The sequence below is a fragment of the Xylophilus sp. GOD-11R genome (assembly GCF_033546935.1).
Taxonomy (GTDB): Bacteria; Pseudomonadota; Gammaproteobacteria; order Burkholderiales; family Burkholderiaceae_C; genus Xylophilus.
On sequence record NZ_CP137854.1, the window covers coordinates 4,173,872 to 4,187,726 of the forward strand.

At 69.5% G+C, this 13,855-nt stretch carries 13 protein-coding genes; 5 read left to right on the top strand and 8 right to left on the bottom strand.

The genetic code is table 11. The annotated features are described in order from the left end of the window. Window positions 1-39: 39 nt before the first annotated feature. The 7 genes from R9X41_RS19220 to R9X41_RS19250 are packed head-to-tail and all read right to left on the bottom strand — an operon-like array spanning window position 40 to window position 8,196. A complete protein-coding gene (locus tag R9X41_RS19220) occupies window positions 40-480 on the bottom strand; it encodes a copper chaperone PCu(A)C (RefSeq protein ID WP_318632043.1) in 441 nt (146 codons plus the stop codon). A 20-nt stretch (window positions 481-500) separates the two neighbouring features. Continuing rightward, window positions 501-1,133, bottom strand: a complete 633-nt coding sequence (locus R9X41_RS19225; RefSeq protein WP_318632044.1) for a putative 2OG-Fe(II) oxygenase — start codon at window positions 1,131-1,133, stop codon at window positions 501-503. Continuing rightward, window positions 1,133-2,086 carry a HupE/UreJ family protein gene (locus R9X41_RS19230; protein ID WP_318632045.1) on the bottom strand — a complete coding sequence of 318 codons (954 nt, stop codon included), beginning with the start codon at window positions 2,084-2,086 and terminating at the stop codon, window positions 1,133-1,135. The genes R9X41_RS19225 and R9X41_RS19230 overlap by 1 nt, the downstream gene beginning before the upstream one ends. Beyond that, entirely contained in the window at window positions 2,083-2,907 is an 825-nt protein-coding gene (locus tag R9X41_RS19235; RefSeq protein WP_318632046.1) for a peptidylprolyl isomerase, read from the bottom strand. Before R9X41_RS19235 ends, R9X41_RS19230 begins: the two co-directional genes overlap by 4 nt. Before the next feature lie 38 nt (window positions 2,908-2,945). Then, the gene (locus R9X41_RS19240) at window positions 2,946-5,573 is read right to left on the bottom strand and encodes a spermidine synthase (protein ID WP_318632047.1); all 2,628 of its coding nucleotides are present in this window, start codon (window positions 5,571-5,573) and stop codon (window positions 2,946-2,948) included. Further along, window positions 5,573-7,648, bottom strand: a complete 2,076-nt coding sequence (locus R9X41_RS19245) for a hypothetical protein (RefSeq protein ID WP_318632048.1) — start codon at window positions 7,646-7,648, stop codon at window positions 5,573-5,575. The genes R9X41_RS19240 and R9X41_RS19245 overlap by 1 nt, the downstream gene beginning before the upstream one ends. A gap of 47 nt (window positions 7,649-7,695) precedes the next feature. Beyond that, the gene (locus R9X41_RS19250) at window positions 7,696-8,196 is read right to left on the bottom strand and encodes a hypothetical protein (protein ID WP_318632049.1); all 501 of its coding nucleotides are present in this window, start codon (window positions 8,194-8,196) and stop codon (window positions 7,696-7,698) included. Between the two features lie 218 nt (window positions 8,197-8,414). Between R9X41_RS19250 and R9X41_RS19255 the strand changes: the two genes are divergently transcribed. From R9X41_RS19255 to R9X41_RS19275, 5 genes are all read left to right on the top strand, one after another. Continuing rightward, window positions 8,415-10,556 (top strand): TonB-dependent receptor, encoded by a 2,142-nt coding sequence (locus R9X41_RS19255; RefSeq protein WP_412556630.1) that lies wholly within the window; start codon window positions 8,415-8,417, stop codon window positions 10,554-10,556. Window positions 10,557-10,638: 82 nt separating this feature from the next. Further along, a complete protein-coding gene (locus R9X41_RS19260) occupies window positions 10,639-10,833 on the top strand; it encodes a hypothetical protein (protein WP_318632051.1) in 195 nt (64 codons plus the stop codon). 21 nt (window positions 10,834-10,854) lie between these two features. Further along, a complete protein-coding gene (locus R9X41_RS19265) occupies window positions 10,855-11,136 on the top strand; it encodes a hypothetical protein (protein ID WP_318632052.1) in 282 nt (93 codons plus the stop codon). Window positions 11,137-11,240: 104 nt separating this feature from the next. Further along, window positions 11,241-11,654 carry an HrpB1 family type III secretion system apparatus protein gene (locus tag R9X41_RS19270; protein ID WP_318632053.1) on the top strand — a complete coding sequence of 138 codons (414 nt, stop codon included), beginning with the start codon at window positions 11,241-11,243 and terminating at the stop codon, window positions 11,652-11,654. After that, window positions 11,651-12,148, top strand: a complete 498-nt coding sequence (locus R9X41_RS19275; protein WP_318632054.1) for a GNAT family N-acetyltransferase — start codon at window positions 11,651-11,653, stop codon at window positions 12,146-12,148. Before R9X41_RS19270 ends, R9X41_RS19275 begins: the two co-directional genes overlap by 4 nt. Here R9X41_RS19275 and R9X41_RS19280 read toward each other — a convergent pair. Then, window positions 12,130-13,824 (bottom strand): ABC transporter ATP-binding protein/permease, encoded by a 1,695-nt coding sequence (locus tag R9X41_RS19280; RefSeq protein WP_318635279.1) that lies wholly within the window; start codon window positions 13,822-13,824, stop codon window positions 12,130-12,132. The two genes, R9X41_RS19275 and R9X41_RS19280, sit on opposite strands and share 19 nt — an antisense overlap. Between the last annotated feature and the right edge of the window lie 31 nt (window positions 13,825-13,855).

Below are 13,855 nucleotides of genomic sequence, written 5' to 3' on the forward strand. Positions count from 1 at the left end.
GGAAAAAGGCGGCAAGGCTAACCGATCGCCGAAGGGCAGTCAGTGCGCACCGACCGACAGCTGCACCTGCACCGGCCCGGCCTTTTCGAAGTAGAGGGTCATCTCGTAGCTGCGGCCCCACTGCAGCGGCATCTTCAGGCCCTGCAGCAGCAAATGCGGCTTGCCTTCGGTGAACTCGGTGTCGGCGCCGGGTTCGATGCCCAGGCTCTGGAGGGTCTTGCCCCTGGGGCCGGCTTCGCGGAACTCGACCTTTTCGGCCAGCGGCGTCACCACCTTCACCAGGCGATCACCCTGGGCGACATCGGTGACGGTGAAGTAGACCGGTGCGGAGGTGGCGCCCGGCTTGGTCGGGTCGGCCCAGGGGTGGACCAGGGTGATGCCCTGCAGGTAGTACTCGTGGGCGTCGGCGATGGTGGCGGCCGAGGCGGCGCCCAGCAGGACGATGGCGCAGACCAGGGGGCGGAGCTTGGTGGGAATCATGAAAAAGAGAGAAGGATCGTTCAGGACGAGAAGGAAATCGAATAGCCCCAGGCGTCCAGCCGCTGGGGGATCGCGTTGAAGGCCAGGGTGACGCGCGGCCCGCCGCGGTTAACCGGCACTTCGTGCAGCAGGTAGCTCGGGAACAGCAGCAAATCGCCCTCGGCAGGTTGCGGGCCGATCCACTTGTCGGCATTGAAGGGGCCGACCGCGGCCTGCGCATGGGTGTTGGCGAAGACGAAGTCGCGTCCGCCCAGGTGGCGCATGAAGACGGTGTTGGCCGAGGCGTCGCAGTCGCTCAGGTAGAGCACGCCGGAGATGAAGCAGTTGGCATGGTTGTGCAGCGCCTGCCGGCCGCCGGCCTGCATGGCGTTGACCCACATTTCCTTGATGCCCCACTGCATGCTTTCGCCAAAGAGCAGGCTGCCGAGCTCGACCAGGTGCGGGCCGACCCGGCGCGCCAGGTCCTGCAGCAGTTCGGGATGGTCGTCCGGCTCCAGGATGCGGGTGTGCTGCAGGTCTTCGGAGCGGTGATTGGCCAGGGCCGCATCGCCGAGCAGGCCTTCGCGCAGCGCCCGCACCCGGTCGGCATCGAGCACGCCGGCGACGCGCATCACCGGCGTGGGAAACAGCGCGAAGACTTCTGCCGTCGCCATCAGTGGGCGATCGCGACGATGCGGGTCAGCGACCAGTAAGCGGCCACCGAGCCGATCACGTAGAGCGCCGGCTGGCGCAGCGAACGCAAGCCCTGCAGCCGGCCCAACAGCCGCGCCGCGCCCCAGGCCACGCCCACCACGGCGAGCTGGCCGGCTTCCACGCCGACATTGAAGCCCAGCAGCGCGACGGTGATGTTGTGCTGCGGCAGGCCGATGTCCTTCAGCGCGCCGGCGAAGCCCAGGCCATGCACCAGCCCGAACAGAAACGCCACCAGCGCCGGCCAGCGCCGGCTGAGCGACTGGCGGTCGCGCAGCGCTTCGCCCGCCACCAGCACGATGGACAGCGCGATGCACGCCTCGACCGGCGGCGGGCGCAGCGTGAGCATGCCGAGCGCGCTGGCCGCCAGGGTCAGGCTGTGGGCGGCGGTGAAGGCGGTGATGGTGCCGATCAGACGGCGATTGAGGCCCACCAGGAACAGCAGGCCGATGACGAACATCAGGTGGTCGATGCCGCTCAGGATGTGTTCCACGCCGAGCACGGTGTAGAGCTTGGCCAGCTCGAAGCCGCCGCGCTCGTCGCTCGCGCCGCCGAAGAGCTGCACCGTGGGCTGCGAGCCGCTCACGGTGACCACGCTCTGCTGCCCGTCGCGCCAGACGATGCGCACGATGGCGGCCGAATAGGCCTGGCCCACCCCTTCCACCGCGAAGGTGCCGGCCAGGCCGCGCGGGCCGCAGCTCACTACCTGAGCATCGGCCTCGCAGCCTTCGGGCCAGACCGGCTTGAGCTCCTGGGCGATCGGCGTGGTCTTGGCCGGTGCGCCCCAGGCATAGACGAACTGGCCGGGCGCGGTCTCGCGCATGGTCATCTCGGCCAGCGTCATCTCGTGGGCCTGCACCAGCCCGGCCAGGCTCGCCAGCAGCGTGGCGAGCAGCAGTCGGAGCATCGCCTTCATTTGGCGTCCTCGCCTTCGATGCGCACGGTGTACTTCCTGCCCATGTCACGCACCGCCTGGGTGGTGAGCTCGGCCATGGTGTCGTCGCGCCAGTCCTGGTAGACGGCTTCCTTGATCGGGTCGAACCGCGCTTCGATCGGCGGCTTGAGCGCTTCGAGCCGCACCACGCGCTGGCCGGTGCTGCTGGGCACCACCTGCCACTGGTTCAGCGGCGCCGCGTCCAGGGCCTTGGCGAAGTCCGGGCCGTAGCTCTCCACCAGGTTGCCGCGCGGGCGGCCCTTGAAGCTGCGCAGGTCGCTCTGGGTTTCGGTGGCGGCGTCGGTGTTGAGCGCCTGCACGAAAGCCTGGATCGACTGCGGCGTGCTGTCGCCGACCACCACGGCTTCCAGGAAGTCGTAACGCGCGGGCGCGTCGTAGCGGGCGTGGCGCTGCTCGAACCAGGCCTTGAGGCCGGGCTCGTCGATCTTGGGCAGCACGATGCCGGACTGCGTCACGCTGAGCGACTTGAAGATCACCCGCTCGCGGATGGTGGTGTCGCCCCGGTCCAGGCCCAGGGCCAGGCCCTCGCGGTAGAAGACCTCGTTGTCGGTCCAGCGGTCGAGCAGCTTCTTCATGTCGCTGGCCGAGGGCTCGCGCTGCATGCCGGCCTTGAAGATGTCGCGCGCTTCCTTCTGCGTGGCGGCGCTCACGACGATGGTCTGCGGGTTCTCGCGGCCGGATTCGAGTACGTGGTCGACGCCGAAGATGACCGCGCCGAGCAGCAGGAAATGCACGAGCGGCTCACGCGCGGCCCGTTGGATCAAAGAAGGGTTTGGAATCATGGGAATCAGCTTGTCGGATGAAAGTGAAACGGCGTTGACTAGCGGGTGCGCAGGCAACGCGCCTGGAGGTGGTCGAGGGTGGCGCGCAGTTGCAGCACGCGCTGCGGCTCGCTGGCGTGGAGCGCGCGTCCGATGGCGATGAGCGGGTCGCAGGCGGGCCGGAACTCGGGGCTCTGGCCGACCATGGCCAGCAGCGGCGCCTGCACCCTGTCGAGCATGCGGGCGGGGTCCCCGTCGGGCCGCACCGTGGTGCCGAAGGCGAGGTAGCGCTCGCGCACCTGCCAGTAGGCCGACAGGCGTTGGGCGTCGGCACTGTCGGGCCGGTGCAGCAGCTCCTGTGGGTCCGGCCGCAGCTTCGACACCAGCGTCATCAGGCGTTCGCGGGGCGTCGATTCCGGCGCGTAGGTGGCCCAGGGCGCGCGGTGGTTCACCACCGGCCGATCGTCGGTATTGGCCACCGCGTCGCCGACGAAACGGCGCAGCGTCGCCGGCCCGGCGATGGCACTGCCGGCCACAGCCCAGTCGTCTTCCAGGTGGGCGGTCTGCAGGCCCTTGGCCAGGGTGGGCGTGGTGTGGGCGCGGGCCATGCGCTCGTTCAGGGCCTCGAGGTCGATGCGGCCGTCGCCGGGCAGCGCGATCAGGCCGATGACCGGCGTGTCGAGGCTGTTGCTCGCCAGCACGGCAATGGCGTTGGGGAACACCTGCCGGAAGGCGGCCGTGATGCTGCGCAGGGTGTCGAGGTCCATCTGGTGGATGGCCAGCCACTGGCAGAACAGGCCGCCGGGGGCGAGCCGGTCGCGCACCGCGCGGAACTGCTCCACCGTGTAGAGCGAGCCGGCGCCGCTGCGGGCCGGGTGGAACAGGTCGGCGACCACCACGTCGTAGCCCGCGCCCTCGGCCTGCACGAAGCGGCGTGCGTCGGCGGCCAGCTGGCGGACCGGGCGAACGGGCCGTGGCGCCTGCGGCGAATCGGCGAAGAGCGCGGTGGCCGACAGCACCTCGGGCAGCAGCTCGACCGCGTCGACCTGCAGGTCCTGCTGCTGCGCGGCGGCCGATGCCGTGAAGCCGGTACCGACACCGAGCAGCAAGGCGCGGTGCGGCGCCGGATGCAGCAGCAGCGGCAGCTGCGCCAGCCGCCACTCGACCAGGCCGCTGGCGCTGCTGCCTTCCTGCGCCCGGTTGTTGATGCGCAGGCGCGAAACGCCGTCTTCGTCCGCGACCACGCTGACGGCGGCCATCACGCCGTCGCGGTAGCTGCGGACCTGTCCACCCGCAGGCACGTCGACGAAACGCAGCGGCGCGGCCATGACGGCCAGCAGCACGCTGCCGAGCGCCAGCACCAGGGCATCCGCCCGGCGCCAGCGCGCGGGCGACTGCAGCAACAGGTAGCCCAGCACCAGCAGGCCGATGACCGCATGGGCGCCCGCCACCGGCAGCAGCCACACGCCGATGGCGGCCGGCGCCAGCGCCGCGCCGGCGGTGTTCACCGCCAACGCCCGGCCGAGCGGCCAGCCGCGCCGCTGCGCCTGCAGGCAAAGGTGGGTGAACAGCGCGCCCATCACCAGCGTGGGCGCGGCCATGGCAGCGACGGCCGCCAGCGCTTCGCCGGCCAGGGCCGCCGCCCGGCCCGGTCCCCAGGCGGCGAGCGGCCAGGCGGCGATGGCGTCGGCCCAGCGCAGCGCGGCACCGGACAGCAGCACGGCCGCCGCCAAGGCGCGCAGCAGGGTGTCGCGCACGCGGTCGTCGTCGGCCGCATCGGCGCGCGCCGTCCAGCGCTGGTACAGCGCGGCGCCGCCGGCGGTGCCCAGCAGGTACATGGCCAGCAGCAAGGCGTAGCTGTAGACCGTGTTCTCGGTGACCTGGCTCAGCATCCGCACCGCGAGCACTTCGTAGCCTATGCCGAGCAGGCCGGTGGCCAGCAGCAGCGCGGACAGTCGAGCGCCGGGCGTCGCCGGCCGGGACATGCCGACCGCCGCCACCGGCCGGTCGCGCCACTGCCACCAAGCGACCAGGGCGCACAGGCCGTTGGCGATGGCGCACAGCCACGCGGTGCGCTGCAGGCCCCAGGCCGGCAGCGCGACGAATACCGCGGCCAGCAGGCCGATGACGGCACCGAGCGTATTGACGGCATACAGCGCACCGAGCCGGCTGTGCGCCGCGCGCAGCTGCGCTTCGAGCGCCGGCAGGGTCGCGCCCATGGCAGCAGCAGCGGGCAGCAGCAGCACGAAGGGCAGCACGAAGGCGACCGTCCAGTGCCAGGCCGGCGACGGCTCGGCACCGATGAGCCGCGCACCGGCATCGACCAGCGCGGGCATGCAGAAACTCAAGGCCAGGCCCCAGCCCAGCAGCACGGCTTCGCAGCCGGCATACCAGCGACCGGGCCAGCGGCTGGCAGCAACCGTGCGGCCGAGCCCCCAGGCGCCCAGCGCGAGGCCGCCGAAGAAAGCGGCCAGTACCGCCAGCACGGCGACGATCTCGTGGCCCAGGCCGGCACCGAACTGCGCCGTCCACACCACCTGCCAGCCGAGGCCGGCAGCGCCGGAGAGCAGCATGACGCACAAGGCCGGCACGAGGCCGGCTGCTTGTCGACCCGCCGGCAGGGCGAACCCTGCCGGCGGATGTTGGACACCGGGCGCCGTCGCGCCCGGTGCGGATGCAGCTTGCATCAGTTGACGCCTGCGACCTTGGTCGAGTTCACGACTTCGATGTAGACCGGGTTGCTGTAGAACCAAAGGTCCGCCCAGCCGGCGACGTCGAAGGTCGAATACTTGATGCCACCGACCGTGCGCAGGTGCGCCGGGCAGGCCGCGTCCGAGCACGGGATGGTGCCGGGCAGCGTGCTGTCGGCCGGGCTCGAACCGAAGTCCAGCAGCGGATTGCCGTTGGCATCGGTTTCACCCGGCACCGAGGCCGGCAGGTTGGTGCCGCGCAGGCGGAAGTACTGCGACGCGGAAGCTGCCGGCACCACGTAGCTCATGGTGATGGTGCCGTCGGCGGCCTTCGTCCAGTTGCGGCTGTTGAAGACCTTGGCGACCTTGGCCGACGCGTTGGTCGCGGCAGGCGAATTCAGCAGGCCGGCGTAGCGCGCGGTGTCGGTCGGTGCGACATAACCGGTCACCAGGCCGTTGATCACGTCCACGTGGTCGAGCACCGGAGCGTTCAGTGGCTGGCTGATCGCGACCTGGGCCAGCGACGGGTTCGGGAACGAATACGGCGAGTTGTTGGTGCCGTTCGGGTCGCGGGCGACGATGGTCACGACCAGGTCGATACCGGCACGCACCTTGAGCTTTTCGCCCATGGTGGCGCAGCCGTCGATGCGCACGTCGCCATTGGCGTTGACCGCGTTGGCGCCGGCCTTCTCCATCAGCGCCTTGCCGGCGCTGCGCGGCAGGCCCGGGTGGGCCGCGCAGACGGTGAAGGACAGGCGGTCGATCAGCTGGCCGTTGGCAACGAAGCTGTTGCCGCTGCGCAGGCCGTTGATGATGCCGGCGGCGGTCAGGTCGCCCGCGCCCTTGCGCACCATCACGAAGTCGCGGGTGTATTCGCCGGGGTAGAAGTCGGCGGTGGACTCGCGCTGGTCGGGACCGAAGCTGCCACGGTTGTGGTAGTCGGAGCTGGCGAAGAACCACCAGTTGCGGCCTTCACCCAGCAGGGCGTCCCAGACGCCGCCGACCTGGGCCGCGTACACGCCGGTGCCACCGTACGTACCGCCGCCGACGGCACCCGTGCCGTAGCTGCCGCGACCGGCTTCGGCCTGGTGGCCGGGCATCGACTCGAAACCGAAGGCGATGCGCGGAGCCGCGTTGTTGAAGTTGCGCAGGTGCTCGATGTTGAAGCCGGAGTTGCCGTTGGGGTTGTAGGCGCCTGCGCGCTCCAGGTGGGCCGGCACGAAGTAGCTGGTGTCCGGTGCCTTCTCGGCCATCCACTTGATGCCTTCGACCGTCTTCATGTGGCCACGGTTGGGCGTGGCGGCGGCGTTGGTGCCGAGGATCTTGGCGGCCGTGGAGTCGAGCTGCGCGTTGTTGGCGCTGCCGCTGACCGAGCAATCCCACTGGTTGGTGGTGCCCCGGCTGGTGTCGGTGTCGCTGCGGTCGAAGCAGTATTCGTACTGCGCCTGCAGGTTGGCGTTGCCGCCGGTGGCGGTCGACGGGAAGGGCAGCTGGCCGTTGAGCACGGTGGTGGAGATGTGCTCGTGGCCCGGCGCGTTTTGTTCCACGCCGATCCAGATCGGCTTGCGGCGGGTGCGGCTTTCGGCTTCGGTGATCGGGTACTGGAACTCCGAGATTTCCTGCCAGCGCCACATGGCCTTGGTGGTGGCGGTGCCGTCGCCCTTGATGGCGTCGCGGCCGATGGTGGCCTGCCAGGTCTGGTTCGGGCCTTTCAGGTCGGTGGCCGGCTGGCCGCTGCTGGGAATGGTGTTGGCCGACGGAATGCCGAGGGCCGGCGCGACCGGCTCGAAGGGGTCTTCGGCCAGCGTGCAGTTGCGGGTGCTGCTGCCGCCGTGGTCGGCCTGCACGAACCAGTCGAGGTTGAAGGTGCCGGCCGACTTGTCGATCAGCTTCTTCATGGACAGCGTGCCGTCCGAGCAGGTGGTGTGGTTGTGGAAGTCGCCGGTGACGTAGGTGCCGGTGGCCTTGGTGGCGGCCTTGTCGGCGGCAAACGCCGCGTGCGGCAGCGTGAGGGCGGCGACGGCGGCCAGCGCCAGCGCGGTCTCGCGCATCTGGAAGGAGGTCTGCTTCATGGCAATGGTGTCCTGGAATCGGTCGAAGTGTGAGAGGCCGGGGTCGGTCAGACCGTCGGGGCCAGGGCCTGGTCGCCGTACAGGCGGTACTTGTTGGCCGTCAGCCGGACCTTGGTGGTGAAGGGCGCGACGGTGGTGTCGGCGTCGGCGTTGGTGGCCGTCGCGGTCAGGGTGCAGACGCCGTTGGCGTCGCAGCCGGAGATGGTGACGTTGGTCAGCGTCACGCCGGGGAAGACCAGGTCCGGATTGGCGACGCGCGCAGCGGCTTCCTGTGCCAGCTGGGTGCGCATGACGGGCTTGGTGTAGCCGGCGTCGAGGAAGCCGTCGTCGATGGTGTCCAGGAACGCGGTGTTGCTCAGGCCGGCCGTGGTGTTGAGGGCCGCGACGCCTGCCGAATAGTCGGTGGCGAACTGGGCTGCGGGCGTGGGCGTGGTGCCGCCGCCGGTGCCGCCGGACACGACCGGGTCGTTGCTGCCACCGCAGGCGGTGAGCAGGGCGACGACAGCGGCGGTGGCCGATGCCTGCAAGAAGAAACTGCGCTTGTTCATGGAATTTTTGCCTTTCCGGGATGGATTTCCGTTTAGCTCTGGGAACTCTGCGGGAGCCGGCGATCCGACTTTTCCGAAGAAGTTCACTCTAAAAACAAGTCATTACGTGGTGGTGACGGAGCGATGACGGCCGCGCATCAAAACGCCGGAATGCGCAGGCCGGGGCTTCAAACGCCTGTCATGGAGCGCGTTGACAATCCTGAAAAATTCGAGCCTTCATGACACCCCGCCTTCCCCGCCCGCCGGCGCGATCCCCCGCCAGCCGCCTTTCCCGCCGCTCCCATCTGTTGCTCGTAGGCTCGCTGCTGACCGGCGCGGCTTTGGCCCACGACGATCCGCCCGACGGCGGCAAGACCCACCTGCCCGAGGTCGAGGTGCGCGGCCCGCGCGACGCGGCCATCGGCCTGGCCGACAGCGCAAGCGAGGGTGCGGCCGAAAAGGAATCTTTCCAGTCGCGGCCCAAGCTGCGCCCCGGCGACATCGTCGAAGCCGTGCCCGGCGTGGTCGCCACCCAGCATTCGGGCGACGGCAAGGCCAACCAGTACTTCCTGCGCGGCTTCAACCTGGACCACGGCACCGACTTCGCCATCACCGTCGACGGCATGCCGGTGAACATGCCCAGCCACGGCCATGGCCAGGGCTATTCGGACCTGAACTTCCTGATCCCCGAACTCGTCTCCGGCGTGCGCTACCGCAAAGGCCCGTACTTCGCCGACGGCGGCGATTTCTCGCTGGCCGGCAGCGCCAGCCTCGACTACGTGAGCGCGCTCGACGCGCCCTTCTCCGAAGTCACGCTCGGGCCGCACGGCTTTCGGCGCGCGGTCGCCGCCGGCTCCCGCACCGTGGGCGACCAGACCTGGATGGGCGCGCTCGAACTCGAAGGCAACGACGGCCCCTGGGACGTGGCCGAGAACCTGCGCAAGGCCAATGCGGTGCTGCGCTATTCGCAAGGCTCGCAGGCGCGCGGCTTCGCGCTCACCGCCATGGCCTACCGCAGCCGCTGGACGTCCACCGACCAGATCCCCCAGCGCCTGGTCGACAGCGGCGAGCTCGGCCGCTTCGGGTCGCTCAACCCGACCGACGGCGGCAGTTCGCGCCGGCTGAGCCTGTCGGGCAAATGGTTCGACAAGGGGCCGCACGGCGACACGGAGCTCGCCTTCTACGCCATCGACTACCGCTTCGACCTGTTCTCGGACTTCACCTACTTCCTGAACAACCCGGTCGACGGCGACCAGTTCGAGCAGGTCGACCGGCGCCAGGTGTATGGCGCGCAGGCGTCGCACCGGGTGGCCAACCGCATCGCGGGCCTCGACGGCGTGGTCAACTTTGGCGCGCAGTGGCGCGGCGACCGCATCTCGCAGGTCGGCCTCTACAACACCGAGGCGCGCGAGCGACTGTCCACCGTGCGCGACGACCGGGTGTCGCAGGACCTGCTCTCGGTCTACGGCCAGCAGATGGTGAACTTCACCGAGCGGCTGCGCGGCTATGCCGGCCTGCGCGGCGACGTGTTGCGCTACGACGTGGACGGCCGCGAACCGGTCTACGGCGCGGCCAACAGCGGCCGGGGGCACGACGCCATCGCCAGCCCCAAGTTCGGCCTGGCCTACACGGTCACGCCCACGCACGAGCTCTACGCCAATGCCGGCACCGGCTATCACAGCAACGATGTGCGCGGCGCCACCATCGCCACCAACCCGCAGGACGGCAGCGCGGCCACCCGCGTGCCGGCGCTGGTCAAGGGCAGCGGCTCGGAACTGGGCTGGCGCTGGCAACCGGCGCCCGACACCACGGCCACGGTCGCGCTATGGCAGTTGCAGCTCGATTCGGAACTGGTCTACGTCGGCGACGCCGGCTCCACCGAGCCCGGCCGCGCCAGCAAGCGGCGCGGGCTCGAAGCCACGCTGCGGCACCGGCTCTCGCCGGTCTGGCGGGTGGAAGCGGACGTGGCGCTGTCGCGCGCACGGTTTCGCGGCGTTGCACCGGAAGACGAAGGCGACCATGTGGACAACGCCGTCGAAAAGGTCGTGGCCGGCGGCCTGACCTATTCGTCCGGCCCGCTCACGGCCACGCTGCGGCTGCGCTACCTGGGGCCGCGCGCCCTCGACACCAACGACTCGGTGCGTTCCCGGTCGGCCACGCTGCTCAACTTGGGCACCCGCTATGCGCTCACGCCGGCGCTCACCCTGGGGCTCGACGTGTTCAACATCGCCGGGCGCAAGGGCAACGACATCGAGTACTACTACGCCTCCTGCACCGCGCGTGAGGTGGCCAGCGGCGGCTGCGGCGCCGGTATCGACGACCGCCATGTCCACCCGATGGAGCCCAGGACGGTTCGGGTCAGCGCCCGCATGACCTTCTGAGCGGCGCGAGCGCCGCCCCGTCTCGCTTCGCCGATCCGGCCCGCGTTGCGCCTGCGTGTTCGGGGCGGGGAGCAGCCGCGCCATGAAATCCGAAATTTCGCTGGGTCAGCCGATTTATTTCGCTTTTGACGAGGCGGATCGCTCGACGGAACCCGAAGCGATTCGGATCACCATCGACTGCTTCGCATTGACCGCCTCGCCGACAGGCACCCAACACCGACAGTGCTGCAGCGGGTCGCACGGTGCGGCCTGCGTCATCCGTCATTCGCGGGCATAGCGCCCGCACCAGGAGCAACTTATGGGCGCAGTCGCCAACATCGTCGGCAAATTCTTCACCAACCCGGCCGGAGCCATCAAGGACGCCGTCAACGGCGGCGCCAAGGCGCTGGGTGGCCTGATGACCCTGGACCTCGGCAAAGTGGCCGAAGGCGCCAGCGAGGCACTCAACGGGCCGGCTCCAGGCGCTTCGGCGTCGGCCTCGGGCTCGGCCAACGACATGCTCATGGCCGCGGTCATGAAGCTTCTCGGCAAGTCCGGCACGGAAGACGAATCGAACGACCTGCAAAGCGATATGGGCTGACGGCCCTCGGGTGCCAGGTCCGCCGCCTCGGGCGAGGCACGGCCCCCGATTCGCTCGCTCCCTACCATCCGCCGCCTGCCAGCGGCTCTCAGGAGACCCTTTCCATGTACGCAGAAGCACAGCCCCGCACGGTGGCGGCCACTTTCCCCGGCACGCCGGCGTCCGCGCCTGTCGATGCCGCCTTCGCCAGCGAAGTCCGCAGCATGGTCGCCCACCTGCGCGCCAACCGGCTCGACGAAGCCCAGGCGCAATACGAGCAGCTTTGCGAAGTCGACGAACGTCTGCGCGACATGCTCGTCTTTCCGGTACTCATCGCCATCCAGCGCGGCCAGTCGCTCGAGGCGTTGCAATACCTCAACGGCCTGCCTGGCGACCCGCATCCGGAACTTCGCGCGCTCTGCCTGCGCATCGTGGGCGACCCCACCTGGCACGGCGAAGCCGCTGCCTTGGTCGATGCACCCGACCCCTACATCGCGCGCGCCATGCGCCGACTGCTGGCCGGCGCCGACCTGCCGTGACGCCGGCTACCGGCTGCCGCTACACCCTCACGCCGGCAGCCGACCTGGCCGTGTTCCATGCAGCCGACGCGGCCCATTACCGCCGCACCGGGCGCAGCGACGTCCTGAATCTGGTCACGCCCCAGGTGTTCGCCTCGATATACGAAGGCTGCCCCTCGCGCGGTTTCGCCCATGACGGCCAGCCCATCGGCGGCATGCTGTTCCATGACGGCCAACCCCACATCGCCGTGCTGCCCGGGCACTACGGCCACTGGACACCGCTGCTGCGCCCGGCCCTCGACTGGCTGTTCGGCCTGTGCAGCGAAATGCGCGTGCCGATCGAGGCCGACAACCGCCTGGCCCTGGCCTTCATGGCCCGCAACGGCTGGCCCGAGATCACGCCCGACGCGGCGGAGGCACGCAGCCGGCCCGACGCCCGTTTTTTCCTGGTGAGCCGCCAGCCCCGCCCCCTACGGCGCGGTCGCCCAGAAGCCGCTCACGCGTCGAATCGATAACCCTCCGCGTCATGCAGGTCCCACCCGCCGTGGCCGTCGAGCCGCAGTACGTGGGTGTGGTGCTGCAGCAGGGCCGGCCGGTGCGCGATGCTGACGATGGTCACGCCACTTGACCGCAGGCTCGCGTAGAGCGCCGCCTCGTTGGCGTTGTCGAGCGCGCTGGTGGCCTCGTCGAGGATCACCACCCGCGGTCGATGCACCAGCACCCGGGCGAAGGCCAAGCGCTGTTGCTCGCCGGTCGACAGCAGTTTTTCCCAATCGTGTACCGCGTCCAGCCCGCCGGCACGTTCGGCCAGGCTTCCCAATTGCACGTCGCGCAGCATCTGCAGCAGTTGCGGATCGCTCAGCGGCGATTGGTGGCTCGGGTAGACGATCTGGCTGCGCAGGCTGCCGTTCTGCATATAGGGCCGCTGCGGCAGAAAGAACATCTGCGAGGTCGGCAGGCTGTGAACCTTGCCGCTGCCGTCGTGCCAGAGGCCGGCGATGGCCCGCAGCAGCGAGCTCTTGCCGCAGCCGCTGGCACCGGTGATCAGCAGCCCATCGCCGGGCTTCAACTCCAGGTGCAGATCGCGCACCAGCACCCGCCCGAAACCGGGCGTATAGAGCGTCAGGGCCTCGATCGCCAGCCGCTCGGCCGGCTGCACCGTCACCTTGCTGCGTGGCACGGCGCCCGGCATCGGGGGCTCGTGCTCCGACGCTTCCGGCGGCGACGGCATCACCACTTGCGCCAGCGCGTGCAGCCGTGAAATGCCGGCCACGAAGCGGCTGAGCGCGTCGAAGTTGTCGACGATGAGCGAGACCGCGCCGAGCACCGCCACGAACGCGCCCGCCGCCTGCACTGCCGCGCCCACCTCCAGCTCGCCCGACAGCACGTCGTTGGCCAGGATGATGCTGGGCACCACCAGGGTCAGCTGGCTGAAGGCGCGCTGGAACAGGTTGAGCGAACGCTGCTTGCGGATCAGCCGCGCATAGTTGTTGTAGACCGAGTCGAAGCGCTGGTCGATCTGCTGGCGCTCCTGCGCTTCGCCCCGGTAGAAGGCGATGGACTCCGCGTTCTCGCGCAGGCGCATCAGGCCGAAACGAAAGTCGGCTTCGCGCCGCAATTGCCAGAAATTCAGCCGGATCAGCGGCGCGCCAAAGAGATACAGCGCGCCGAAGGTGCCGACGAAGGCATACAGCACGAGGAAGCCCACCAGCACGTGCGACAGCGACCACAGCACCGCGCTGAACGCCACCAGCTGCATGAACGAGCCGAGCAGGATCAGCAGGAAGTTGGTGGAGCGCGCGGTGAAAGTGTCGATGTCCTCGCTGATGCGCTGGTCGGGGTTGTCGATCTCGCCGATCGAGCCGAGCTGGTAGTAGTTGCGGTTGCCCAGGTAGCCGTCGAGAAAGCGCCCGGTGAGCCAGCGTCTCCAGTGGTTGGAGAAGCTGTCGCGCATGTAGTAGTAGAAGGCGTACACCGGCACCGCGAAGGCCAGCACCAGCAGCGCGGCGCGTACCGCGTCCCAGAAGCGGTCACGATCGCGGCCGGCCAGCGCCGAGGTCATTTCGCCGGCCTTCTGATTGAGCATGACCGCCAGCTGCGTCTCCGCCAGCATCAGCACGATCATCAAGGCCAGCAGCAGCCAGGCCCAGCGGCGCTGATCGCCGGTCCAATAGGGGCGTGCGACCTGCATGAACTGCCGCCAGGCGTCCATCGACAGGGTC

Bases quoted from the DNA above. Each gene is read 5' to 3' on its own strand.
- R9X41_RS19220 (WP_318632043.1), bottom strand. From the start codon at position 480: ATGATTCCCACCAAGCTCCGCCCCCTGGTCTGCGCCATCGTCCTGCTG.
- R9X41_RS19225 (WP_318632044.1), bottom strand. From the start codon at position 1,133: ATGGCGACGGCAGAAGTCTTCGCGCTGTTTCCCACGCCGGTGATGCGC.
- R9X41_RS19230 (WP_318632045.1), bottom strand. From the start codon at position 2,086: ATGAAGGCGATGCTCCGACTGCTGCTCGCCACGCTGCTGGCGAGCCTG.
- R9X41_RS19235 (WP_318632046.1), bottom strand. From the start codon at position 2,907: ATGATTCCAAACCCTTCTTTGATCCAACGGGCCGCGCGTGAGCCGCTC.
- R9X41_RS19240 (WP_318632047.1), bottom strand. From the start codon at position 5,573: ATGCAAGCTGCATCCGCACCGGGCGCGACGGCGCCCGGTGTCCAACAT.
- R9X41_RS19245 (WP_318632048.1), bottom strand. From the start codon at position 7,648: ATGAAGCAGACCTCCTTCCAGATGCGCGAGACCGCGCTGGCGCTGGCC.
- R9X41_RS19250 (WP_318632049.1), bottom strand. From the start codon at position 8,196: ATGAACAAGCGCAGTTTCTTCTTGCAGGCATCGGCCACCGCCGCTGTC.
- R9X41_RS19255 (WP_412556630.1), top strand. From the start codon at position 8,415: ATGACACCCCGCCTTCCCCGCCCGCCGGCGCGATCCCCCGCCAGCCGC.
- R9X41_RS19260 (WP_318632051.1), top strand. From the start codon at position 10,639: ATGAAATCCGAAATTTCGCTGGGTCAGCCGATTTATTTCGCTTTTGAC.
- R9X41_RS19265 (WP_318632052.1), top strand. From the start codon at position 10,855: ATGGGCGCAGTCGCCAACATCGTCGGCAAATTCTTCACCAACCCGGCC.
- R9X41_RS19270 (WP_318632053.1), top strand. From the start codon at position 11,241: ATGTACGCAGAAGCACAGCCCCGCACGGTGGCGGCCACTTTCCCCGGC.
- R9X41_RS19280 (WP_318635279.1), bottom strand. From the start codon at position 13,824: ATGCAGGTCGCACGCCCCTATTGGACCGGCGATCAGCGCCGCTGGGCC.